Source organism: Enterobacter sp. RHBSTW-00593, from assembly GCF_013784105.1.
Lineage (GTDB): Bacteria > Pseudomonadota > Gammaproteobacteria > Enterobacterales > Enterobacteriaceae > Enterobacter > Enterobacter ludwigii.
Genome location: NZ_CP056393.1, coordinates 2,281,310 through 2,305,069, shown reverse-complemented (window position 1 = coordinate 2,305,069; position 23,760 = coordinate 2,281,310). Strand labels below are relative to the sequence as shown.

The window sequence follows — 23,760 nt, the reverse complement described above, 5'->3', positions numbered from 1 at the left end:
TTTGCTCCTTGCCCTCAGGCTAAAACGGGCTGCGAGTATAACAGAGGCTTATATGTTGCGTCAGGCGCTAAGACGAAAACGCGAAACCGCCTGCAATAAAAGATCGGATTGCTTATGCAGCCGTTCAGAGGCATCCGACGCGTCAGACACCAGCATGTCGGTCTGACGGGAAACCTGATTCAGCGCCTGAAGCTGCCGCGTCATCTGATGAATGCTCTCCCCCTGGCTCAGGGTCGCGACCGAGATCTCATTCAGCAGACTGCTTAAATTAGCCACCAGCCCGATCACCTGCTGCAGATTATCTTCCAGCAGGTTAACGGCCCGGGAACCGTCTTCGATGCCCTGCAAAGAGTGATTGATCAGTGCCTGAATAGTCTGCGTCGAGTGGCTGCTCTTTCTGGCCAGCAGCCCCACTTCCCGGGCGACAACGGCGAACCCGCGCCCGTGGTTCCCCGCATGGGCAGCCTCGATGGCCGCATTCAGTGCCAGAATGTTGGTCTGAAACGCCACGCTGTCGATCATCGCCACAATCCCGCGCATCTCTGACGATCGGTCAACGATCGCCTGCATGGAGGCATTGACGGTTGTCATCATCCGATCGCCACCCGCGGCTACCTGGCGCGCCTCGTCCGCTCTGGAACTGGCGAGTTTTGCATAACCTGTATTCCCTTCTACGTGGTTTTCCAGCGCGGCAATGTGTGTCGTCACATCCTCAAGCTCTTTCGCCTGACGAGCCGACTGCAGATACAGCTTCTGGTTGCCCTGCGCCAGCGAGCCTATATTTTCGACCATTGCGTGGGTGGCATTGCTGACCTGGGTCACCAGTTCCTGCAGTCCGTGCTGCAGGGTGGAAACACTGTCGCTCAACTGTCCGATCTCCTTGTTAAAGCGCAGCACGCCTGGCGGTGTACCGGACAGGTCTCCTGCCGCCAGCTGGTTAATGTGAGCAATCAACCGACGCAGCGGCGTAATGACCCACCGGGACATGCCGAACCACACCAGAATGGCGATGGCAAGTAGCAGAACCGGTGCAGCCAGGAAGAGCGTTTGCAGGCCAGAGAGTTGCGCCATCAGGCTCTGGCGGCCCTGCATCGCCTGCTTCTCGCTGGCCTGCTGATAGCGGGCATAGTTTTCGTTGAAGTCAGTCTGAAAAGCCTGGGCAGGTACGGCAAAAAAGGCATCGATCGTGTTGGTCTTGATGAGCCCTTCCGCCTGCTCCTTGATGGCACCGTAGAAAAGCTGGTAGCTGGTGATCAGGGCGTCATCTTTTGGCGGATTAAGCGCCAGCCAGGCGTTCCAGGCCTGCTGAGAAACCGTCAGCGACGCCTGAGCTTCGTCCATCAGGCTGTGCCAGCTTCCTTCAGAGCCGGTCTCTTTATCCTGCATAAACCAGACGCCGGAGCGGTTAAGCAGATCGCTTGCTGCCAGCAGAGACACGCGGGCCAGATCCAGTTTGCTCTGTTGCTGGTACGCCAGCAGATTTTGCTGCTCGTTGCGCTGAGCGTCCTTCAGGGAAGCATTGAGCAAAAATGAAGAGGAGAGTTGCAGTGCGGAGAAAAGACCAATAATACAGAAAATACCGGTCAGCAGGCCAAACTGACGAGGGATGAGGCGCTGCGCAATACGGCGAAAAATTTGCGTTAGGTTCATAATTTTCTTCAGTAACAAGACGTTAGACGCGTGCGAGTCTACGAAACGAAAATGACAGAACCATTGCAGGAAAATGACAACGGCCTTCGTGCTGAAGGCCGTTATCGGAGAGCGAACTAGACTCTGTTCTTCCATACCGTTTGCACGTTACAGAACTCATGCAGACCGAAGTGGGAAAGCTCACGACCAAAACCGCTCTTCTTCACGCCGCCAAAGGCCACGCGCGCATCGCTGGCGCTGAAACCATTGATGAACACCCCACCGCACTCCAGCTCACGGGAGAATTTCTCCGCCAGCGTATCGTTCGCGGTAAAGACGGTTGCGGACAGACCAAAATCGCTGTCGTTAGCCAACTGCAGGGCGTGCTCCGCGTCTTTCGCAACGCTAACCGCCGCAACCGGACCAAACAGCTCCTGACGAAATGCCGTCATGCTGGCAGTGACATTCCCCAGCACGGTCGGTGCATAGTAGTTACCTTCACCGGCAACTTTCTCCCCGCCAAGCAGCAGCGTGGCGCCTTCGGCCAGCGTGGCCTGCACCTGCTGATGCAGTTCATCGCGCAGGTCAAATCGCGCCATCGGGCCAATAAAGTTTTCTTCGCGATCTGGCTCGCCCATCTTCAGGGCTGCCGTCGCCTCGACAAAACGTTGGGTGAAAGCATCAGCGATGCCCTCTTCCACAATAAAGCGCTTAGCGGCGGCGCAAACCTGTCCGGTATTCTGATAACGACCGGCCACGGCTGCTTTCACCGCCAGATCCAAATCAGCATCATTGAGCACAATAAACGGATCTGAACCGCCCAGCTCCAGAACGCATTTCTTCAGTGCTGCCCCCGCCTGCGCACCGATCGCCGCCCCCGCGCGCACGCTGCCGGTTACGGTTACAGCGGCAATACGACGGTCGTTGATCGCCTGGCTCACGCCCTCATTCGTGGCATTCACCCAGCCAAAGACACCCTGCGGAAAACCGGCGTCAGCAAATACCTGCGCAATGAGGTCAGCCGAGCCGAGTACGTTTGGCGCGTGCTTGAGCAGATAGCTGTTCCCGGCCAGCAGGATGGGTACCGCGCCACGCAGTACCTGCCAGAGCGGGAAGTTCCACGGCATGACGGCAAGAACAGGTCCCAGCGGTCGGTATTCAATCACCGCGTTCTGGTTTTCTACCAGGGTAGGTTCAGGCTGCAGCATTGCCGGGCCGTGTTCCGCATACCAGTCGCAGAGGCTGGCGGATTTTGCCACTTCAGCACGCGCCTGCAAAATGGGTTTGCCCATCTCACGGGAGATCATTCGGGCCATCTCGTCTGCACGGTTGCGCAGCGCGCTGGCGAGATCGCGCAGCTTCTGCGCCCGGTCTGAAACGCTTACGCGTCTCCATTGACGAAAACCGGCATCAGCCTGCGCAATTGCGCGTTCAACGTCGTCGGTGCTCGCCCACGGATACGCCGCGAGCGTCTCACCGGTGGCTGGGTTAACAGAGAGGGCATGTGTAGCAGAGGAATAAGTCATGATGGTCTCCACGTAATAACGGTTGATTCATTGTGGCGCACTCTGCTATTTCTTAAAAATGAATAATACTAACCACCTTGTTCACGAATCGAGAACAGCATGGACTTAACTCAGCTTGAAATGTTTAACGCCGTGGCGCTCACCGGCAGCATCACCCAGGCAGCGCAAAAGGTGCATCGCGTTCCATCGAACCTGACCACCCGCATCCGCCAGCTGGAGGCCGATCTTGGCGTTGAGCTGTTTATTCGTGAGAACCAGCGTTTACGTTTATCTCCCGCCGGGCATAACTTCCTGCGCTACAGCAAGCAGATCCTGGCGCTGGTCGATGAGGCACGAATGGTCGTCGCCGGTGATGAACCGCAGGGATTATTTGCGCTTGGCGCGCTGGAGAGTACCGCCGCCGTGCGTATTCCGGAAAGCCTGGCGCAGTTTAACCAGCGCTATCCACGTATCCAGTTTGCCCTCTCTACCGGGCCGTCCGGCACAATGATTGACGGCGTACTGGAGGGAACCTTAAGCGCCGCGTTTGTCGATGGCCCCCTTTCGCATCCGGAACTGGAAGGCATGCCGGTTTACCGGGAAGAGATGATGCTGGTCACGCCCGCCGGGCATGCAGAAGTAGCACGCGCCACGCAGGTAAGCGGCAGTGACGTCTACGCCTTTCGCGCAAACTGTTCGTATCGCCGACATCTGGAAAGCTGGTTTCACGCCGACAGAGCCACGCCCGGGCGTATTCATGAGATGGAGTCTTATCACGGCATGCTCGCCTGCGTCATCGCGGGCGCCGGTATCGCGCTGATGCCTCGTTCGATGCTGGAAAGTATGCCAGGCCACCATCAGGTGGAAGCCTGGCCGCTGGCAGAAAACTGGCGCTGGCTTACCACCTGGCTGGTCTGGCGCCGCGGGGCTATGACCCGCCCGCTGGAGGCTTTTATAGCGCTGCTAAACGAACGTCAACCACCAGTGCCTTCTCCATAAACAGGCTCAGCGGGTCATCAACATACGGCGGAAACGCCGGACGTTGCTCATAGCCGCACTGCTCATACAGACGGACGGCGGCATGTTGCCGGATGCCCGTCTCCAGGCGAAGCGTGTGGCAGTGACGGCTCAGGGCTTCATCTTCCAGCGCCGCCAGCAGCATCTCGCCGAGATGTTGCCCGCGATGAGCCGGATCGATATACACCCGTTTCATTTCACCGGTCCCGTCGCCGTTGAGCACCACGGCACCACACCCGACGGCATGAAGCTGCCGGTCCCGAATAATCATCAGGATCAGCGAGGCTGTCGGCAGTTCGGTCAGATCGAGCAGGTGGTTACTTTCAGCGGGATAGAGTTCGCTCTGATAGCGGTCAAGCGCGGCAATCAGATGCAAAATATCAGGGTGATGTGCAGATTCAGCGGTAATGGAATACATGGCGGGCTCCTTGTTGTTTTTATTTCAACATAGCGCAGCCCTGCACACGTGCTTCATACCGTTAACTTATATCAGCATTGCCGTTCAGGCTGACGAGGGTATTCCTTAACCAGCGGTGTCCGGCGTGGTTATGGCTGCGTTCATGCCAGATAAGACTGACGTCAAACGTCTCTTTCAGCCAGGGGAGTTCCACCACGGTGAGCGGGTTAACGGTTCCCATAATTAATCGTCGGGGCACCAGTGCTACCAGATGGCTCATCTGCACCATGCCGGGAACAAACAGAAATGATGCCGCAGACACCGCAACCTTACGTTGCAACCCTGACTCCGCCAGCATGACATCCAGCGGCGTGGTAAAACCGCCCCCCGAGGGGGACACGATAATATGCTCAAGTTTTGCGAACGCCTCCATTGTCAGTTGATCGTTCAGTTCAGGATGCTGAGGGCGCCCGATAAGCACGTACGATTCGTCATAGAGATATTGCGTTCTGAGCTGCGCCTGAGCAGGGTCTGGCGTGGCTATGGCAGCATCAACATCGCCTGAGCTCAGTTGATGGGCCAGCTGATGCGGATCGTAATTCCTGACAGCAATACGCACGCCGGGGGCAATCTCTTGCAGGGTCACAATCAGCGGCATAATGACCGCGGCCTGCACGTAATCAGTACAGGCCAGAGAGACCGTTAGCGAATCGTGCAGCGGATCAAAGTCCTCATGTGATTGCAGCGTATCCCGTATTTTTGCCAGCGCCCCGCCAAGCGTCGCCATCAGCTCAAGAGCTTTGGGGGTTGGCGTCATCCCCCTGCGCCCCGGGATCAATAACGGATCGTTAAACATCCCCCTCAGCCGGTTAAGCTGCGCGCTGACGGCAGGCTGGCTAAGACAAAGCCGGCTGGCGGCCCTGGTGACATTTTGCTCCGCGACCAGCGCTTCCAGAGTCAGCAGCAGGTTTACGTCAGGCTTTTTGGTATTCATAGGGTGGATATCATGTAAGAAATAAATCGATTTCACGCTCGCCGTCCGCATTCCGATAATGCACTACCGCAACAACACAGAGCGAGAATGAAATGTCGTATGATAAAAAACCACTCATAACAGTTTTTGGTGCCACCAGTAAACAAGGACGTAGCGTAACCAGAACCCTGCTGCAAAGTGGGCGCTATCGGGTGCGCGCCTTAACGCAAAACACGGACTCTCCTGCGGCGAAACAGCTGGCGGAACGGGGCGCTGAACTGAGACAAATCACCCTTCAGACGGGCAATGATGCGCATCTGATCGGGGCGTTTGCCGAGTCAGACGGAGCGTTTCTGATGACACCCGGTTTCATCCCCGTATCGACGCAGATGCCAACGGGTGAAACGGCGCTGGGTTACAGGCTTGCAGATGCCGCCGTCAACGCCGGGGTAAAACACCTTGTCTTCAGCAGTCTGGAAAACGTCGAGAGAATAACGGCCGGAACTCTGTGGGCTCCTCATTTCAGCGATAAGGGCCGAATTGAAGAGTACATCCGCACACTCCCCGTCAGCGCGTCGTTTATTCAACTGGCGTTCTTTTACACCAATCTGGCCGAATATTATCCGCCGCGTAAAGAAGGCGACGAGCTGATCTTTCCCCTCTATCTCCCGGAAGACGTTCGGGCGCCCTTTGTCGATCCGCTCACGGCAACCGGCCCTGCTGTGCTTGAGATGTTCGATAACCCCGAACACTACAACGGCATGACGTTACCCGTTGTCGGTGAGTGTCTTTCGCCGCGTGAGATGGTGGAAACCTTCACGGAGGTCACCGGCATAAAAGCCCGGTATCGCTCAGCCTACACGCGAGAAGCACTCCTTCACCACTTCCCCGATTTCGCAGACAACGCGGCACTGGTCAGTGAAATTACCGGCATGACGGAATATGCCGTGAACTACGGCTATTACGGAAAAGACCGGGATCTTACCTGGAGCAGAACCATAAACCCTGCCACCTTAACGTGGCGTGAATTTCTGATTGCGTCTGGCTGGCAGGGGGAAAAACGAACGTTTGATTAACGCAAGCCACCGTCATTCCCGATGATGAAATGACGGTGGCCCATTCCTGGCTTACATCGCCTGGCGTAAATAGATATGCCCTTTCAGATACAGGGTGGCCTGACCGCCGATTAACACCCGGTCCCCCGCCAGTTCACAGCGTAAATCCCCGCCCCGTCGCGAGACCTGGCGCGCGTTCAGCACGGTTTTGCCCAGCTTGTCGCTCCAGTAGGGAATCAACATGCTGTGAGTGGACCCCGTGACCGGATCTTCCGGCACCCCTTCTCCCGGACAGAAGAAGCGGCTGACGAAGTCATATTCATCGCCCGGTGCCGTGACGCAGACCATCTTATCCAGCGGAATCATTGCCGAGATATCCGGCGTAAGGGCCTCTACCTGCTGCTGGTTCTCCAGCACCACCATGTAGTCGCGCCCGACACGCACCTCTTTTGCCTGCTCAACGCCCAGCGCGCTCAACAGCAGCGCTGGCGGATTATCGACGACCTCCGTTGGCCAGGCCGGGAAGTTGAGCGTCAGCCAGTCACCGCTGCGTTTTACCGTCAGCTCGCCGACGAAACGGGTGGTGAAGGTGATTTCCGTGTGTGGATAATCAAGGTATTCGAAAATGACATGCGATGCCGCCAGTGTGGCATGTCCACACAGGTTAATTTCGTCAAGGGTAGTGAACCAGCGCAGCTCGAATCCGCCGTCAGTGCGTACGAAAAAAGCCGTCTCAGACTGATTGTGCTGTTGCGCCATGTTGAGCAGCGTCTCGTCCGGCAGCCACTCTTCCAGGGGGCAAACCGCCGCTGCGTTGCCGCCAAACGCCCTGTCGCTGAAGGCATCGACCAAATAGAAATCAATTTCCTGCATTGTCTTTTCCTCTTTTGTTATGGTTATTTAGCGCAGAAAGACGGTGCCTTTCAGATAAAGCGAGGCCTGCCCGCTCATCAACACACGTGAACCTTTCAGTTCGCAGCGCAGATCACCGCCACGAGCCGACACCTGGCGGGCAAACATCGCTGTTTTACCCAGTTTTTCACTCCAGTAGGGAATAAGCATTGTATGCGCGGATCCGGTGACCGGATCTTCCCAGACGGCAACTCCCGGTGAGAAAAAGCGGCTCACAAAATCATAATCCCCCTCTCCCCGCGCCGTCACGCTGACCTTATGTTCGCCAGGCGTCATTGCCGAGATATTCGGCGCAAGCGCCTCAACCTGCTGGCGGTTTTCCAGAACCACCACCCAGGCACGCCCCTTACGGGCTTCTACGTAATGGCCGATCCCCAGCGCCGCAAGCATCGCCGGCGGGGGCGTCTCTTCCTGCGTCGGGCATGCCGGGAAGTCCAGCGTCATCCAGTCCCCTTCCCGGCTAACCGTCAGCTGGCCAGAGGCGGTATCAAAGTGGATACGCGGGTCAGGATAGTTGAGTTCATTAAACAGGACGTACGCGGCTGCCAGTGTGGCATGTCCGCAAAGGTTGACTTCGGTAAGGGTGGTAAACCAGCGTAACTCAATTCCCGCTTTACTGCAGACGAAAAACGCGGTTTCCGACTGATTATGCTGCTGTGCCATTCTGAGCAGTGTCTCATCAGGCAACCATGCGTCTAACGGGCACACGGCCGCCGGGTTTCCACCAAAAGAAGCATTGCTGAACGCATCTACCAGATAAAAATCAATCTCCTGCATTGTCTTACCGCCTGTTTTTGTTGTGATGTTCTTTTATATTCAATGAAAACCATGCCCCCGGCTACCGCTTTTACCAGGTGAATTTTGAGATCTGCATCACATAATGGTTGAGTTTTCGCCGGTTGACGTTTTAAGATCGTCTCCTCTTCTTTTCAGCAACGAATCTCCGACATCGCTATGACAACGAACACAGTTACCCGCAGAGTCGCGTGGCTACGCGTGGTCACGCTGGCAATTGCCGCGTTTATTTTTAATACCACAGAATTTGTTCCGGTTGGGCTGTTGTCTGACATCGCTGAAAGTTTCCAGATGGAAACCGCGCAGGTGGGCATTATGTTGACCATCTATGCCTGGGTGGTGGCACTGATGTCACTGCCGTTTATGCTGCTGACCAGCCAGATGGAACGGCGAAAGCTGCTGATCGGGCTGTTTGCTCTGTTTATCGTCAGCCACGTCCTGTCGTTTCTGGCGTGGAACTTTACGGTGCTGGTCATCAGCCGCGTCGGTATTGCCTTTGCCCATGCCGTATTCTGGTCGATCACCGCGTCACTGGCCATCCGCCTGGCACCAGCGGGTAAACGCGCGCAGGCGCTGAGCCTGATCGCCACCGGCACGGCACTGGCTATGGTCCTGGGCCTGCCGATTGGCCGTATCGTTGGGCAATACTTTGGCTGGCGAACCACGTTCTTCGCTATCGGCATGGGGGCAATGATCACCCTGGTCTGTCTGATTAAACTGCTGCCAAAGCTGCCAAGCGAACACTCCGGCTCGCTGAAAAGCCTGCCGCTGTTAATGCGTCGTCCGGCATTGCTGAGTATCTATCTGCTGACGGTCATTGTGGTCACGGCGCATTACACCGCCTACAGCTATATTGAGCCGTTCGTTCAGGTCGTGGCCGGCTTTAGCGCCAACTTTGCCACCGTTCTGCTGTTGATCCTGGGGGGCGCGGGCATTATTGGCAGTATTTTGTTTGGTAAGCTCGGCAATCAGCACGCGTCGGCGCTGGTCAGCAGCGCCATTGGTTTACTGCTCGCGTGCCTGGTGTTACTCATGCCAGCGGCGGGCAGCGAGGGTCATCTGGCCGTCCTGAGCCTGTTCTGGGGAGTGGCGATCATGATTATCGGTCTGGGTATGCAGGTGAAGGTGCTGGCCCTCGCCCCGGACGCAACGGATGTGGCGATGTCACTGTTCTCGGGGATTTTCAATCTCGGTATTGGCGCGGGCGCGCTTCTGGGAAATCAGATTAGCCTTCACGTGTCGATGTCTGCGATTGGCTATCTGGGTGCCATTCCGGCACTGGTGGCGCTCATCTGGTCCCTGCTCATCTTCCGTAAATGGCCGGTCGCACTGGAAGAACAGGCCCATCACGGGTAGACCGCAGTCAACGTAAAACGGCAACCGAGGTTGCCGTTTTGCATTACCGGGCGGGTGATTAATGGTACGTCTTAATAATCTCCAGCACACCGTTGATAATAAACTGCACGCCCATACACACCAGTAAGAAGCCCATCAGGCGGGAAATCGCCTCAATACCGCCCTTACCGACCCAGCGCATGATCGCGCCTGAACTGCGCAAGGATGCCCATACGATGATACCAATCAGTGCAAAAATCAGCGGGGGCGCAACCGTAATGACCCAGTCCGGAAAGGTCGAGCCATCCCGCACCGTTGACGCGGAGCTGATGATCATCGCAATCGTTCCTGGCCCCGCCGTACTGGGCATCGCCAGCGGGACAAAAGCAATATTCGCGCTGGGCTCGGTTTCCAGCTCTTCGGATTTGCTTTTGGCCTCAGGTGACTCATGCGCTTTCTGCGCAGGGAACAGCATACGGAACCCGATGAAGGCGACAATCAGTCCGCCGGCAATACGCAGACCCGGGATGGAGATTCCGAAGGTGTTCATCACCAGCTGTCCGGCGTAGTAAGCCACCATCATGATGGCAAACACATAGACCGAGGCCATCATCGACTGATGGTTACGCTCGGCGCTGTTCATGTTCCCTGCCAGCCCCAGGAAGAGCGCAACCGTCGTTAGCGGGTTAGCCAACGGCAGCAGTACCACCAGCCCCAGACCAATTGCTTTAATCAAATCCAACATAGTGCGTCGTTGTCCTTATCCATGTTTATCACCGCAATTATAGGGTGAAAGTGTGACGTTCAGCCATTCGCTCAACGTAACGATTATTTACGGTCATTAACGATAACCCTTCGTTATCTATTTGAATTGAAAGCATGCAAAAAAAGTTCATGAAACGTTTTAGCAATTCGTGGCATCCGCTGATCCATTCAGTTGACTTATACTTGCCTGAGCAATAATATCTGCCGTGACTAAACTACTTGCCAGGGCAACCATTGTGAAAAGCACCAGTGATCTCTTTAACGACATTATTCCGCTGGGTCGTCTTATTCATATGGTTAACCAGAAAAAAGATCGCCTGCTCAATGACTATCTGTCACCGCTGGATATCACCGCCACGCAGTTCAAAGTGCTGTGCTCCATTCGCTGCGAAGTGTGTATCACGCCGGTTGAGCTGAAAAAGGTGCTCTCTGTCGATCTGGGTGCGCTAACCCGCATGCTCGATCGTCTCGTTTGCAAAGGATGGATAGAACGAAGCCCTAACCCGAATGACAAACGCGGCGTCCTGGTGAAACTCACCAGCGATGGCGCGGCTATGTGCGAGCAATGTCATCAACTAGTAGGACAAACACTGCATCAGGAACTAACAAAAAACTTAACGGCAGATGAAGTGGCAACGCTTGAGCTTTTGCTTAAGAAAATACTGCCGTAAACAGAAAAAGAGGTATGACGATGTCCAGACGCAATACTGACGCTATTACTATTCATAGCATTTTGGACTGGATCGAAGATAACCTGGAATCGCCGCTCTCCCTTGAAAAAGTGTCAGAGCGTTCAGGTTACTCCAAATGGCACCTGCAACGGATGTTCAAAAAAGAGACCGGCCATTCATTAGGTCAATATATTCGCAGCCGCAAGCTGACGGAAATTGCCCAGAAGCTGAAAGAAAGCAATGAGCCGATCCTTTATCTGGCGGAACGTTACGGTTTTGAATCACAGCAAACCCTGACGCGTACGTTTAAGAACTACTTCGACGTGCCGCCTCACAAATACCGTATTACCAGCGTGCCGGGTGAATCCCGATACCTGTATCCACTAAAACATTGTAGTTAATCATCGCCTGTAAAGACGTAACCGAGGAAATCATGAAAGTTACAGCCTCCGCCGCCCTCGCCTTGCTGGTGCTGTTTTCCAGCCAGACCTTCGCGGAGCAAACCCCTCGTGCAACGCAGCAAAATAATCGTGACACGATGATTTTGCCGTCAGCACATGACCAGTCACCTTATGACTTCAACCACATGGGTGCTGGTAGTGACAAATCCGACGAGTTAGGCGTGCCTTATTATAATCAGCACAGCTTCTGATTCGTTTTTGCCCCGCGGATGCGGGGCTTTTTTTATGCCTATCCTCTTGCCCGCGTTACCCGACGCACGCGCAAACCAAACACGTTGATGTACAGCCCGGCCATGATCAGCACGGCCCCCAGCAGCTGCAGCGCACTCAGCTTTTCATCGAGCAACAGCGCGGCGCTGGCCAACCCTACCACCGGAACCAGCAGGGATAACGGCGCCACGCGCCAGGTTTCGTAGCGACCCAGCAGCGATCCCCAGATCCCATAACCAATAATGGTGGCCACAAACGCCAGGTAGATCAGCGATAAAATGGTGGTGAGATCGATTTCCACCAGGCTTTTCAGCATCACGTCCGGCCCATCAAAAATGAGCGCCGCAACCATAAACGGAACAATGGGGATCAAGGCGCTCCAGACCACCAGCGACATCACCTTCGGGCGCGCCTCATGCTGCATAATTAGCTTGTTGAAGATATTCCCGCAGGCCCAGCTCAACCCCGCTGCCAGCGTTAACATAAAGCCCAGTAACGCCACGTGCTGCCCGTTCAGGCTGGCTTCTATCAGCACCAGCACGCCGAACACCGCAAGAGTGATCCCCGCCAGCTGTTTACCCTGCAGACGCTCGCCAAAGACAAACGCCCCGAGAATGATGGTAAAGAACGCCTGAGCCTGTAACACCAGAGAAGCCAGACCGGCGGGCATCCCGAACTTAATGGCGCAGAACAGAAACGCGAACTGGCCAAAGCTGATGGTCAGGCCGTATCCCAGTAAGAGTCTGAACGGAATTTTCGGGCGCGCGACAAAGAAGAGCGCCGGGAAGGCCACCAGCAGAAAACGCAAACCGGCCAGCATGAGTGGGGGCATGTTATGCAACCCAAGCTTGATGACCACAAAATTCAGACCCCATACGATGACCACCAGCAACGCCAGCAGCCCGTCTTTTCGCGTCATACTCTGCCCCTGAATGATTAAATTTTTGTAAACACTTCAAGGTAACGAAAAAAACATGCCACGAGAAGATCATTATTTCTGGCAGTCAACTGAAGCACTTACGGATAAATTAGGCGCTATACAAGCCCCTTATGTCGTGATACTCCTGATATATACCTAAAATAATACACGTTGCAGGATGGCGGCGAGCAAGCGCGGCCAGAATCTCTGCGGCTCAAAAAAAACAAACGCAATTGTCAGGCAGGAATATGAAACCATCACTCAGGCGCTCAACCGCAGCGCTGCTGGCGTCGTCGTTATTATTAACCATTGGTCGTGGGGCAACGCTGCCGTTTATGACCATCTATCTCACACGTGTATTTAATATGAGCGTTGAGAATATTGGTTATGCCCTGACCATTGCGCTTACCGTCGGTGTGGTATTCAGTATGGGGTTTGGCATCCTCGCCGATAAGTTTGATAAAAAGCGCTACATGCTGATTTCTATCGTCGCCTTTATTGCCGGGTTTGTTGCTATCCCGCTGGTGGATAACGTCACGCTGGTGGTACTCTTCTTTTCCCTGATTAACTGCGCCTATTCGGTATTTTCAACGGTGCTGAAGGCCTGGTTTGCCGATGTGCTGACCTCGAGCCAAAAAGCGCGCGTTTTCTCGCTAAACTATAGCTTCCTGAACATTGGCTGGACGATCGGGCCGCCGGTGGGCACCTTACTGGTGATGTACAGCCTGCAGCTTCCGTTCTGGCTGGCCGCTTTTTGTGCCGCACTGCCGCTCGGTTTTATCCATTTCTTCGTGCAAAAAAGCGTTGCGCTCGATGCCACCGAAGAGAAAATGCCGTGGCAACCGTCAGTACTGCTTAAAGACCGCGCGCTCTTCTGGTACACCCTTTCCGGCCTGCTGGCGTCGTATGTGGGCGGGTCATTCGCCAGCTGTATTTCGCAGTACGTGCTGGCTGCGAATGCCGACAGCAACTTTGCGCAAAACGTGGTCGCCGTGGTGCTGCCGGTGAATGCTGCGGTGGTTGTCACCCTGCAATACGTTATCGGTCGCAAGATCTCCGCCACCAATATACGTCCGCTGATGACGGTGGGAACACTCTTCTTCGTCCTGGGTCTGGGCGGTTTTATGCTCTCCGGGGAAAACCTGGTCTACTGGGGCATTGCGGCAGCAGTGTTTACGCTGGGTGAGATTATCTATGCACCGGGCGAATATATGCTGATCGACAATATTGCCCCGCCGGGTATGAAAGCGAGTTACTTCTCTGCCCAGGCGCTGGGCTGGCTTGGGGCGGCGGCAAACCCGATGATCACCGGTATTATCCTTACCAACCTGCCGCACTGGTCATTGTTTGCGATCATGATGGTTGCCATCGTGATTGCCTGGCTGATGATTTTGCGTGGAATGAGCGTGAAGGCGTGGTGCGAAATGCCGAAAGTGGCTTAAGTCCTCAACGCCGGGCGGCATGACGCCCACCCGGCATCGGGCAGGCCATTAATGGTGCAGCATCTCGTCGACCACCTGCTGTTTGTACATTTCGTTCGGGTAGTACGTCGGCCAGTTATCCATCTCTTTTAGCAGCGCCTCGTGGGAGGTGTTGCCCATAAAGATATGGAAATGGGAAGAGGCTTTTGGGGCGATGGTATGGTCGCTGAACTGGACAAACTTCGGCGCCTTGCTGTCCGGATCTTTACACTCGAACAGATAGCGAACCCCTTTCTTACCTGATGCATAAGTCAGGATCTTATAGCCGCTGTAATCATACTGGCAGCGACTGATAGCCTTACCTTTGTGGAATTCCATCACGTTGTTTTCGATGCCGATAGTCTCAACGTCCGTCGCATACCCTGTGCGATAGTAAGCTTTCACCTCGTCGAAGGATTTTTTATCCTTCTGCGCTTTCTGTTTAAAAACCGGATCCAGCGCGCCATCGAGCAAAAACGGATAGACGGATTGCCATGTCCCATCCCAGTCAGACAGCTTTCTGTCTTTGACGTCTTTATCCTCAAAGACGCCGTTCGCCGCCTTCTGTTCCGCTTCAGTCATCTGATGACCATGCGAATGGGCAAACAGCTGACCGCTTACCAGCAGCGCCCCCAGAGTCATTGCAAATTTGCCAATATGTGCAGCCAAAACAAACTCCTCACTCCGTTTTATAAGAATGAGGATGTTATAATATAACATTTCAAATCGCAACCAGTCCGCGAACGCCCTCTTGTTCCATTGTATCGCCCCGTCCACGCTGAATGATGGTCCCGCGCGACATCAGCAGATAGCTGTCGGCAAGTTCAGCGGCGAAATCGTAAAACTGCTCTACGAGCAGGATTGCCATATCCCCTCTGTCCGCCAGTTGGCGGATCACCAGGCCTATCTCTTTGATTACCGACGGCTGAATACCTTCCGTGGGTTCATCGAGGATTAACAGCTGTGGCCAGCTCGCCAGGGCGCGACCAATCGCCAGCTGTTGCTGCTGACCGCCGGAGAGATCGCCTCCACGACGATGCTTCATCTCTTTAAGCACCGGGAACAACTGCCAGATATCCTCCGGGACGCGCTTTGCGTCGCGGGCGGGGAAGCGTGACAGCCCGAGCAACAGATTCTCCTCGACCGTTAAGCGTGGAAAAATCTCACGCCCCTGCGGAACATAGGCCACACCCGACTGCACGCGCTGGTGCGGTTTGCTGTGGGTGATTTTTTTTCCCTGCCAGATAATGTCGCCTGTTTTTACCGGGATCAGGCCCATCAGACACTTGAGCAGCGTGGTTTTCCCCACCCCGTTGCGCCCCAGCAGACAGGTCACTTCACCGGTCGCCGCTTCAAAACTGACCCCCCGCAGAATATGACTGCCGCCGTAATACTGATTCAGTTCGTTCACCTGTAACATGACGGCTCCTTAGCGTCCCAGATAGACTTCTATGACCTGCTCATTGGCCTGCACCTGGCGAAGTGACCCCTCCGCCAGCACGCGTCCCTGGTGCAGCACCGTCACGTGGTCGGCAATGGTTTCGACAAAGCCCATATCGTGCTCGACCACCATCAGGGAGTGTTTGCCCGCAAGGGTTCTGAACAGCTCAGCCGTATAGTCGGTCTCCGCGTCGGTCATTCCGGCCGCCGGTTCATCCAGCAACAGCAGATGCGGGTCCTGCACCAGCAGCATGCCAATCTCCAGAAACTGCTTTTGCCCGTGCGAAAGCAGCCCGGCGCGGCGATTGCGCTCGCCGCCAAGCCGCAGCAAGAGCAGCATCTCGTCAATACGGTCCCGCTGCTCGCCGTTGAGTCTGGCCCGCAGGCTCGCCCAGACGGATTTGTCGGTTTTCATCGCAATCTCAAGGTTTTCCCACACCGTGAGCGCTTCAAAGACCGTGGGCTTCTGGAACTTACGTCCGATGCCCTGGCGGGCGATCTCGGCGGGTTCAAGCGCCGTCAGGTCGATGGACTGATCGTACAGCGCTCTGCCGCTTTTAGGCCGCGTTTTGCCGGTAATCACGTCCATTAACGTCGTTTTTCCCGCACCGTTTGGGCCAATCACGCAGCGCAATTCACCCACGCCAATGTTCAGTGAGAGGTCCGTCAGCGCCTGAAAACCATCAAAATTCACGTTGATGGCTTCAAGCTGCAGTACCGGATCGGTCTGGTCGCGATAGCGATCCCCGGGTAACTGGCGGGTAAATAATCCTTCGGCTGGCTGCATTAGTGTTCTCCCTTACGAAACAGACCGTAGACACCGCGCGGTAAAAACAGCGTCACGGCGATGAAAATCAGCCCCAGAAACAGCTGCCAGTATTCCGGCAGGGCGACGGTAAAGACGCTCTTCGCACCGTTCACCAGCGCCGCGCCTATCACCGGGCCGACCAGCGTGCCGCGCCCCCCCAGCGCAACCCAGATGGCCGCTTCAATCGAGTTGGTTGGTGACATTTCACCCGGGTTGATAATGCCCACCTGCGGCACATACAGTGCACCGGCCAGACCGCAGAGTACGGCTGAAAGTGTCCACACCAGCAGCTTGAAACCGCGGGGATCGTACCCGCAAAACGTCAGGCGGTTTTCGGCATCACGCACCGCGGTCAGAATGCGACCGAACTTACTTTTCGCCAGCGCGAAGCCTGTGCCCAGCGCTATCAGCAACAGCATCACGGTAGCCAGAAACAGCGCGATACGGGTGGTGGTCGCGGTAATGGAAAACCCAAGCAGCGTGGTAAAACCGGTAAAACCGTTATTCCCGCCAAAGCCGGTTTCATTGCGAAAGAACAGCAACATCCCCGCGTACGTTAGCGCCTGGGTCATGATCGAAAAATAGACCCCTTTGATTTTTGAGCGAAAGGCAAACCAGCCAAACACCAGCGCCAGCAGCCCCGGCACCATCACAATTAATACCAGTGCCCAGACAAAGTGCTGCGTCCCCCACCAGAACCACGGCAGTTCGCTCCAGGAGAGAAACGACATAAACGCGGGCAGCCCGTCACCCGCCGCCTGGCGCATCAGGTACATGCCCATCGCATAGCCGCCCAGCGCGAAGAAGATACCGTGGCCCAGGGAGAGCATTCCGGCATAACCCCACACCAGATCGAGCGCCACGGCGACAATGGCATAGCAGAGGATCTTACCCGTGAGCGTGAGCATCCAGGTCGAGATCGCCAGCGGATGCGTCGCGGGCAGTAAGGCGAAAAACGGTAAAACCAGCAGGCAGGCCACGATCAGGCTACCGGCTATCTGCGTCGTGCGTGGCGCTTTGCGCGCCAGCGTTAAGGTAAGCGGCTGGCTCATCAGTCAGTAACCCTCCCTTTCAGTGCGAATAACCCCTGCGGACGTTTCTGAATAAACAGAATAATCGCCACCAGGATCAGGATCTTGCCCAATACCGCCCCCATTTGCGGTTCGAGAATTTTATTAAAGATCCCCAGCCCAAACGCCGCGGCCACGCTACCTGCCAGTTGACCCACCCCGCCAAGCACCACCACGAGGAACGAGTCGATGATGTAACCCTGGCCCAGTTCTGGCCCAACGTTGCCTAACTGCGATAACGCCACGCCCCCCAGACCCGCAATCCCCGAGCCAAGCCCAAAGGCCAGCATATCGACGCGACCTGTCGGTACCCCGCAGCAGGCTGCCATGCTGCGATTTTGCGTCACTGCGCGCACGTTCAGTCCAAGACGGGTTTTGTTCAGAATGAGCCACGTGAAGAACAGCACCAGCAGCACAAAACCCAGTACCACAATGCGGTTCCACGGCAGCGTCAGATTGGCAAACACCTGCACGCCACCGGACAGCCATGCCGGGTTTGCCACCTCCAGGTTCTGGGCGCCAAACGTCATGCGTACCAGCTGAATAATCATCAGGCTGATACCCCATGTCGCCAGCAGCGTTTCCAGCGGTCGGCCATACAAATGACGAATAACGGTACGCTCAAGCACCATCCCGATGCTGGCGGTCACAATAAACGCCACCGGCAGCGCAACGATCGGGTAGAGCGCCAGCCACTGTGGGGCGAAGCCGGCCATCACCTGCTGAACCATCCAGGTGGCGTACGCGCCCAGCATCAGCATCTCCCCGTGAGCCATGTTAATCACCCCCAGCAGGCCGTAGGTAATTGCCAGCCCCAGCGCGGCGAGCAACAGTACCGACCCCAGCGAGAGCCCCATAAACGCCTGACCAAGCAGATCGCCCCACATCAGGCGATGCTCAATCTGTTTCAGACTTTCGGCAGCGGCAGCACGCACGCCGGCATCCGGCTCCGATCCTGCCTGCGTATACGGCATCAGCCGGGACTGAACGTCCGGATCGTCTGATTGCCCTAACAGCGCCACAGCGTTCAGGCGTACCGCAGCCTGCGGACTTGCCAGCTGGAGGTTCGCCAGCGCCAGCTTCAGCGACTGACGGACCACATCATCCGTTTCGCTGCTCACCCGTTTTTGCAGGAAATCGAGCATTTCAGGCTGTGCATCCCGCTGGAGTTGACGGGCTGCCGTACGCCTTTCCGTGACACTGTCACTCACGAGTTGATGGGTTGCCATTGCCGTCGCCACCAGATTGCGCAGCCGGTTGGTCAGACGCACGGCTTTGGTTTGGCCTGCTGCGGCTTTTGTTTCACCCAGGGGAACCATTGCCCCCTGGCGTTGTGCAAACGCATGTTTCTGGCTGTCGGTGTAGAGACTTTCACTCTGCAGCGCCTGGAGCAGCGGCAACCGTGCCGCCTCCGGCGCGGTTGCCCACTGCGTCAACAATTCTGCCTGCTGGCTGCGACTGGCGGCCACGAATTGGTCGGCATCCGATGCCTGCACCATCCCTGGCAGCAGTCCGGTAAGCCACACAATAGCGATGATCGTGCGTATGGCGTTCATGACTTTTCTCCCTGCGGTGATAACTTAGTTGCTGGCGGTTTTCATCGGCTGATCGGGCTTTTTGTCATTACCGGCAATGAAGGGACTCCACGGCTGGGCGCGCACCGGCTGTTCCGTCTGCCAGACCACATTAAACTGGCCGTTACCTTCAATTTCGCCAATCATGACCGGCTTATGCAGATGGTGGTTGGTGGCATCCATGGTGAGCGTAAAGCCTGAAGGTGCCTTGAAGGACTGACCGTCCATTGCCGCCCGAACTTTATCGACGTCGGTGGTACCTGCTTTTTCAACCGCCTGCGCCCACATGTGGATCCCGACGTAGGTGGCTTCCATCGGGTCGTTGGTGACCACGGTGTCGGCGTTCGGCAATTTGTGTGCCCTGGCATACGCTTTGTAATCCGCCACAAACGCCTGGTTGGTCGGGTTATCAACGGACTCAAAGTAGTTCCACGCCGCCAGGTTGCCCACCAGCGGTTTGGTGTCGATCCCGCGCAGCTCCTCTTCTCCCACGGAGAAGGCCACAACCGGAACATCGGTAGCTTTCAGGCCCTGGTTAGCCAGCTCTTTATAGAACGGAACGTTGGAGTCGCCGTTGATGGTGGAAACCACCGCGGTTTTCCCTCCGGCAGAGAATTTTTTGATACTGGAAACGATAGTCTGGTAATCGCTGTGACCAAACGGGGTGTATACCTCTTCAATGTCTTTATCTTCCACCCCTTTCGAATGCAGGAAAGCACGCAAGATTTTGTTCGTGGTGCGGGGATAAACGTAGTCGGTGCCTAACAGGAAGAAGCGTTTCGCGCTGCCTCCGTCTTCACTCATCAGGTACTCCACCGCCGGGATTGCCTGCTGGTTTGGCGCGGCACCGGTATAGAAGACGTTAGGTGACATCTCTTCACCCTCATACTGCACCGGGTAGAACAGCAGTCCGTTCAGCTCCTCAAACACCGGCAGCACCGATTTACGCGACACCGACGTCCAGCAACCAAACACCACCGCCACTTTGTCCTGGCTCAACAGCTGGCGCGCTTTTTCGGCAAACAGCGGCCAGTTCGAGGCCGGGTCAACCACTACCGGTTCCAGCTTCTTACCCAGCACGCCCCCTTTGGCGTTGATCTCATCGATGGTCATCAGCGCAACATCTTTAAGCGGCGTTTCGGAAATCGCCATCGTGCCGGAAAGGGAATGCATGATCCCCACCTTGATGGTATCGGCCGCCTGAGCGCCAAAACTCATCCCCATAGCTACGACAGACGCGGACAATGCGAAGGCTTTTAATAAGGTACGACGGTGCATATTTTCACTCCTGAAAAAGAAAGCTGTGCAAAGGCGTCCGTTACGGCGTGGACGCAGAAAATAAAAACGTCAGCTTAGAGAGAGCAAAAAGGATGCCAGGATGGATAAAGCGCTATGACAGGAGAAGTAATGAAGGATGTAAAAAGAACGACTCAGAATGGTACAGCGCTGCACTTTTATAATGCAGCGCTGTGGCGGAAGGTTTACCAGACTTCGCTGGCGATCTGCGTCACCAGACGGACTTTGTCCCACTGCTGGGTTTCGCTCAGGCTGTTGCCCTCTTCGGTAGAGGCAAATCCGCACTGCGGGCTCAGGCAAATCTGCTCTTTAGCCACGTATTTCGCCGCCTCCTCCAGACGCGCCTTCACCCCTTCAGGGTTCTCCAGCTCGCCATTTTTAGTGGTGATAAGACCGAGCACCACCTGCTGCTTGCCCGGGCGAACAAAACGCAGTGGCGCAAAATCACCGCTCCGGTCATTGTCGTACTCAAGGAAAAAGGCATCCACGTTGACCGTCCCGAACAGCACTTCAGCCACCGGCTCATAGCCCCCTTCGGAAATCCAGGTTGAACGGAAGTTTCCGCGACAGACATGCAGCCCGATGGTGAGATCGTCCGGCTTGCCCTCCAGTGCCTTATTCAGAACGCGGGCATATATACGCGCCAGCTCGTCGGCATCGTCACCACGCTCGCGGATCTGACGACGTTGATCGTCCGAACAGAGATAGGCCCAGACGGTGTCATCCAGCTGCAGATAACGGCAGCCCGCGTCGTAAAACGCCCGGATCGCGTCCCGCCAGGTGGTCGCCAGATCGTCAAAATAGTCCTTCAGATCCGGGTAGACCGTTGCATCAATGTCTTTGCGCCCACCGCGGAAATGCAGCACGCTCGGGCTGGGAATGGTCATCTTCGGCTGAGCATTGCCGCTAATGCTTTTCAGGTAGCGGAAATCCGCCAGCATCGGGTGATCGCCAAAGCCCAGCTTGCCGGTCACGCGCACGCCGTGGGCTTTAGTCTGAACACCGTTGAACTGAATACCCTGCTGAGAATCGTAACGCTCAACACCCTGCAGACCGTCGAAGAAATCAAAGTGCCACCAGGCACGACGAAATTCACCGTCGGTCACCACATGCAAGCCACAGGCGCACTGCTGCTCGACAACATGGCGGATCGCCTCATCCTCAACCGCACGAAGCTGCCCGGCATCAATTTCGCCGCTGGCGAATTTCAGGCGAGCCTGTTTGATGGCATCCGGACGTAAAAAGCTGCCGACTACATCGGCGCGGTATGGGGCATGGTGTCGTTGCATGGAAATCTCCTTTATCTGCCGACAATAATTGCCTGCAGTGATAATTCATTATTTGAATTTTTAGACTTCTGGATGTCTAAATGTCCAAAAAAGATGTCATACCTGCCGCCAGCCGGCAAACGAGAAAATTTCACGGGTGTTGAAAAAAATTCATCTTCACAGTGCGGAGAGCGATTCCTGGCTCGCAAACTCAAACTTTTCATCTTCCCAGCCGGTGATCCCGCCGAGCATAATTTTCACCGGCAGCCCCAGACGCGCCAGCTTTAGCGCGGCTCTGTCCGCACCGTTGCAGTGAGGCCCGGCGCAATAGACCACAAACAGCGTGCCGTCAGGCCACTGGGCCATGCGTTCGGCGGTGATCTGACGCCACGGCATATGTAGTGCACCGGGAACGTGACGGCGGGCGAACTGCTGCGGGCTTCCGACGACGTGCAGCAGGACGAAATCCTGCTCGTGATTCGTGATGGCATGATGCACATCGGCGCAATCGGTCTCGACGCTCAGGCGGCGCAGAAAATGGGTAACGGCTTCCTGCGGTTCAGCAGCCGGAAATTCAGTAACATAACTCATGATCCTTCCTCATCTTTGGCGTTTGTGTTAACACTACTCTATCCACAAATTCAGCCCGTGAATGCGCTCGTTTATGCCAGAAAACAGCAAAAAGATGACAAACTTAAGACAGATTTCCCGCCCTCAGGTCATTGTGCTGGCGTATGACGGTTTGTGTACCTTTGAGTTTGGCGTGGCTGTGGAAATCTTTGGTCTGCCGCGTCCGGAGCTGGGAGACGAATGGTATCGTTTTGCCGTGGCGGGCGTAGACAGCGGTGAACTTCGGGCGACCGGGGGGATTCGCCTCATCACCGACGGCGATTTAACCCTGCTTGAGACAGCCGACCTGATCGTCGTGCCCGGCTGGCGAGGACTGGATTCACCGGTTCCACCCGCGCTCTGCGCGGCATTACGTAAGGCCAATGCGCGGGGATGCCAGCTTTTGTCGATCTGTTCCGGCGTGTTTGTTCTTGCCGCTGCCGGGCTGCTGGATGGGCGTAAAGCCACAACGCACTGGCGCTATATTGAGGCGCTTAAGGCCCATTACCCGGCCATCGAGGTGGTTGAAGATGTACTTTATCAGGACGACGGCGACATTCTCACCTCGGCGGGCAGCGCGGCAGGCATCGATTTATGCCTGCACGTAGTCCGGCGGGATTATGGGATGGAAATTGCCAACACCGTAGCGCGTCGTCTGGTCATTCCCCCGCACCGGGATGGCTCACAGCCGCAGCAGCTAAGCCGCCCGGTGGCGCAACTGCGCGAAAGTCAGCGTCTCGGTCAGCTGTTTGATTTTCTGCATACCCATCTTGCCGTATCGCACAGCGTTGATTCACTGGCGCGTCGGGTCGGCATGAGTCAACGCACCTTTCTGCGCCGCTTTCAGGATGCGACCGGCACCACGCCCGCGCGCTGGTTGCTCAATGAGCGCCTGCTGAGGGCAAAGGATTATCTGGAAAGCAGTCGCTTAAGTATCGACAGCATCGCGGAGCAGACCGGATTCGGTCAGGCATCGACCCTGCGTCACCATTTTCGGCAGCAGTTCGCCCTTTCCCCGGCCCAGTATCGCAAACACTATTCGCGTCCTGCCCGCTAGTGGCCGGATTGCAGACAAAAAAAACCGCCATAATATGGCGGTAAATGCTTGCATGGATAGATTTGTATTTTGGTCTCTACGTCCCGACACTCCATGGCCGGGCAGCGGATCTCTTACAAACTAACATCCATAGTCTCAATGAAAGGTAAACAGCCTGATTAACCCGCTTTGGTATTGATTTGCAAATAACGCATCAGACCCTGCTCCGCGCTCTGTTTTGCATCATCATTGATGGCTTCCAGATAAAACGAACGCGACACACCATACGGTGCTTTTTCAGACGGATAAACCGCGAACTCGAATGTTTTACCTCTTGCCTGATTGGTGCAGCCTAATTGCCAGCGCTGGTCATCAATTTTGGTGCTATTACAGGCCACGCGTCCGTAATCGCTGGTTAAATATGACCCAACACGCGCTTTCGCGGACTGAATATATTCTGGTTCGTCATTACTAATAGAGTAAATACCTGCACCCGCCCCAACAGCAACCACCAGCAGCGCAAGCGCTATCATTTTTTTCATTTAACAAGACCCA

Annotated in this window: 25 protein-coding genes; 8 read left to right on the top strand and 17 right to left on the bottom strand. The window is 55.7% G+C overall.

What is annotated here, in order from left to right:
• Window positions 1-60: 60 nt before the first annotated feature.
• Window positions 61-1,650 (bottom strand): methyl-accepting chemotaxis protein, encoded by a 1,590-nt coding sequence (locus HV242_RS10865; RefSeq protein ID WP_050736789.1) that lies wholly within the window; start codon window positions 1,648-1,650, stop codon window positions 61-63.
• A 116-nt stretch (window positions 1,651-1,766) separates the two neighbouring features.
• Entirely contained in the window at window positions 1,767-3,155 is a 1,389-nt protein-coding gene (gene sad, locus HV242_RS10860; protein ID WP_050736788.1) for a succinate-semialdehyde dehydrogenase, read from the bottom strand.
• Between the two features lie 99 nt (window positions 3,156-3,254).
• On the opposite strand from sad, the gene ptrR reads away from it, so the two are divergent.
• Complete coding sequence (ptrR, locus tag HV242_RS10855; protein WP_014170051.1) at window positions 3,255-4,133, top strand: putrescine utilization regulator PtrR; 879 nt, start codon at window positions 3,255-3,257, stop codon at window positions 4,131-4,133.
• Here the strand turns inward: ptrR and HV242_RS10850 are convergent.
• The gene (locus HV242_RS10850) at window positions 4,087-4,569 is read right to left on the bottom strand and encodes a GNAT family N-acetyltransferase (protein ID WP_014170050.1); all 483 of its coding nucleotides are present in this window, start codon (window positions 4,567-4,569) and stop codon (window positions 4,087-4,089) included. The genes ptrR and HV242_RS10850 overlap by 47 nt on opposite strands.
• A gap of 61 nt (window positions 4,570-4,630) precedes the next feature.
• Window positions 4,631-5,542: a LysR family transcriptional regulator gene (locus HV242_RS10845; RefSeq protein WP_237760681.1), complete on the bottom strand. Its 912-nt coding sequence runs from the start codon at window positions 5,540-5,542 to the stop codon at window positions 4,631-4,633.
• 92 nt (window positions 5,543-5,634) lie between these two features.
• On the opposite strand from HV242_RS10845, the gene HV242_RS10840 reads away from it, so the two are divergent.
• Window positions 5,635-6,597: an NmrA/HSCARG family protein gene (locus HV242_RS10840; protein WP_063858452.1), complete on the top strand. Its 963-nt coding sequence runs from the start codon at window positions 5,635-5,637 to the stop codon at window positions 6,595-6,597.
• A 51-nt stretch (window positions 6,598-6,648) separates the two neighbouring features.
• On the opposite strand, the gene HV242_RS10835 is transcribed toward HV242_RS10840, so the two are convergent.
• Together HV242_RS10835 and HV242_RS10830 are read right to left on the bottom strand one after the other, a co-directional pair.
• Window positions 6,649-7,449 carry a PhzF family phenazine biosynthesis protein gene (locus tag HV242_RS10835; RefSeq protein ID WP_050736785.1) on the bottom strand — a complete coding sequence of 267 codons (801 nt, stop codon included), beginning with the start codon at window positions 7,447-7,449 and terminating at the stop codon, window positions 6,649-6,651.
• 27 nt (window positions 7,450-7,476) lie between these two features.
• Window positions 7,477-8,265, bottom strand: a complete 789-nt coding sequence (locus HV242_RS10830; RefSeq protein ID WP_025204207.1) for a PhzF family phenazine biosynthesis protein — start codon at window positions 8,263-8,265, stop codon at window positions 7,477-7,479.
• Window positions 8,266-8,442: 177 nt separating this feature from the next.
• Here HV242_RS10830 and HV242_RS10825 point away from each other — a divergent pair, with 177 nt between their 5' ends.
• On the top strand, window positions 8,443-9,639 hold the full coding sequence (locus HV242_RS10825; protein ID WP_020884157.1) for a sugar transporter: 1,197 nt from the start codon (window positions 8,443-8,445) through the stop codon (window positions 9,637-9,639).
• 58 nt (window positions 9,640-9,697) lie between these two features.
• Here HV242_RS10825 and HV242_RS10820 read toward each other — a convergent pair whose 3' ends face one another.
• On the bottom strand, window positions 9,698-10,363 hold the full coding sequence (locus tag HV242_RS10820) for a MarC family NAAT transporter (protein WP_014170045.1): 666 nt from the start codon (window positions 10,361-10,363) through the stop codon (window positions 9,698-9,700).
• A gap of 256 nt (window positions 10,364-10,619) precedes the next feature.
• Between HV242_RS10820 and marR the strand changes: the two genes are divergently transcribed.
• The 3 genes from marR to marB are packed head-to-tail and all read left to right on the top strand — an operon-like array spanning window position 10,620 to window position 11,706.
• Complete coding sequence (gene marR, locus HV242_RS10815; protein ID WP_020884159.1) at window positions 10,620-11,054, top strand: multiple antibiotic resistance transcriptional regulator MarR; 435 nt, start codon at window positions 10,620-10,622, stop codon at window positions 11,052-11,054.
• 20 nt (window positions 11,055-11,074) lie between these two features.
• Window positions 11,075-11,455 carry an MDR efflux pump AcrAB transcriptional activator MarA gene (gene marA / locus HV242_RS10810; RefSeq protein WP_008502237.1) on the top strand — a complete coding sequence of 127 codons (381 nt, stop codon included), beginning with the start codon at window positions 11,075-11,077 and terminating at the stop codon, window positions 11,453-11,455.
• Between the two features lie 32 nt (window positions 11,456-11,487).
• Window positions 11,488-11,706 carry a multiple antibiotic resistance protein MarB gene (gene marB / locus HV242_RS10805; protein ID WP_014170042.1) on the top strand — a complete coding sequence of 73 codons (219 nt, stop codon included), beginning with the start codon at window positions 11,488-11,490 and terminating at the stop codon, window positions 11,704-11,706.
• 38 nt (window positions 11,707-11,744) lie between these two features.
• On the opposite strand, the gene eamA is transcribed toward marB, so the two are convergent.
• Entirely contained in the window at window positions 11,745-12,644 is a 900-nt protein-coding gene (eamA, locus tag HV242_RS10800) for an O-acetylserine/cysteine exporter (RefSeq protein WP_020884160.1), read from the bottom strand.
• Window positions 12,645-12,892: 248 nt separating this feature from the next.
• Between eamA and ydeE the strand changes: the two genes are divergently transcribed.
• The gene (ydeE, locus tag HV242_RS10795; RefSeq protein WP_025204210.1) at window positions 12,893-14,086 is read left to right on the top strand and encodes an efflux MFS transporter YdeE; all 1,194 of its coding nucleotides are present in this window, start codon (window positions 12,893-12,895) and stop codon (window positions 14,084-14,086) included.
• A gap of 48 nt (window positions 14,087-14,134) precedes the next feature.
• Here ydeE and zinT read toward each other — a convergent pair whose 3' ends face one another.
• The 8 genes from zinT to HV242_RS10755 all read right to left on the bottom strand — a co-directional run bounded on the left by zinT (window position 14,135) and on the right by HV242_RS10755 (window position 22,151).
• On the bottom strand, window positions 14,135-14,773 hold the full coding sequence (zinT, locus tag HV242_RS10790) for a metal-binding protein ZinT (RefSeq protein ID WP_044866926.1): 639 nt from the start codon (window positions 14,771-14,773) through the stop codon (window positions 14,135-14,137).
• Between the two features lie 52 nt (window positions 14,774-14,825).
• Entirely contained in the window at window positions 14,826-15,524 is a 699-nt protein-coding gene (gene urtE / locus HV242_RS10785; protein ID WP_050736784.1) for an urea ABC transporter ATP-binding subunit UrtE, read from the bottom strand.
• A 9-nt stretch (window positions 15,525-15,533) separates the two neighbouring features.
• On the bottom strand, window positions 15,534-16,331 hold the full coding sequence (urtD, locus tag HV242_RS10780; RefSeq protein WP_014170037.1) for an urea ABC transporter ATP-binding protein UrtD: 798 nt from the start codon (window positions 16,329-16,331) through the stop codon (window positions 15,534-15,536).
• A complete protein-coding gene (gene urtC, locus HV242_RS10775) occupies window positions 16,331-17,404 on the bottom strand; it encodes an urea ABC transporter permease subunit UrtC (RefSeq protein ID WP_050736783.1) in 1,074 nt (357 codons plus the stop codon). Before urtC ends, urtD begins: the two co-directional genes overlap by 1 nt.
• Complete coding sequence (gene urtB, locus HV242_RS10770; protein ID WP_050736782.1) at window positions 17,404-18,978, bottom strand: urea ABC transporter permease subunit UrtB; 1,575 nt, start codon at window positions 18,976-18,978, stop codon at window positions 17,404-17,406. Before urtB ends, urtC begins: the two co-directional genes overlap by 1 nt.
• A gap of 24 nt (window positions 18,979-19,002) precedes the next feature.
• Window positions 19,003-20,274, bottom strand: coding sequence for an urea ABC transporter substrate-binding protein (gene urtA / locus HV242_RS10765; RefSeq protein WP_050736781.1), 1,272 nt, complete (start codon window positions 20,272-20,274; stop codon window positions 19,003-19,005).
• Between the two features lie 203 nt (window positions 20,275-20,477).
• Window positions 20,478-21,581: a cobalamin-independent methionine synthase II family protein gene (locus tag HV242_RS10760; RefSeq protein ID WP_040017460.1), complete on the bottom strand. Its 1,104-nt coding sequence runs from the start codon at window positions 21,579-21,581 to the stop codon at window positions 20,478-20,480.
• 156 nt (window positions 21,582-21,737) lie between these two features.
• Complete coding sequence (locus HV242_RS10755) at window positions 21,738-22,151, bottom strand: rhodanese-like domain-containing protein (protein ID WP_025204217.1); 414 nt, start codon at window positions 22,149-22,151, stop codon at window positions 21,738-21,740.
• 73 nt (window positions 22,152-22,224) lie between these two features.
• Between HV242_RS10755 and ftrA the strand changes: the two genes are divergently transcribed.
• Entirely contained in the window at window positions 22,225-23,226 is a 1,002-nt protein-coding gene (ftrA, locus tag HV242_RS10750) for a transcriptional regulator FtrA (RefSeq protein WP_050736780.1), read from the top strand.
• A gap of 158 nt (window positions 23,227-23,384) precedes the next feature.
• On the opposite strand, the gene HV242_RS10745 is transcribed toward ftrA, so the two are convergent.
• Complete coding sequence (locus HV242_RS10745) at window positions 23,385-23,747, bottom strand: hypothetical protein (RefSeq protein WP_020884170.1); 363 nt, start codon at window positions 23,745-23,747, stop codon at window positions 23,385-23,387.
• Window positions 23,748-23,760 lie beyond the last annotated feature (13 nt).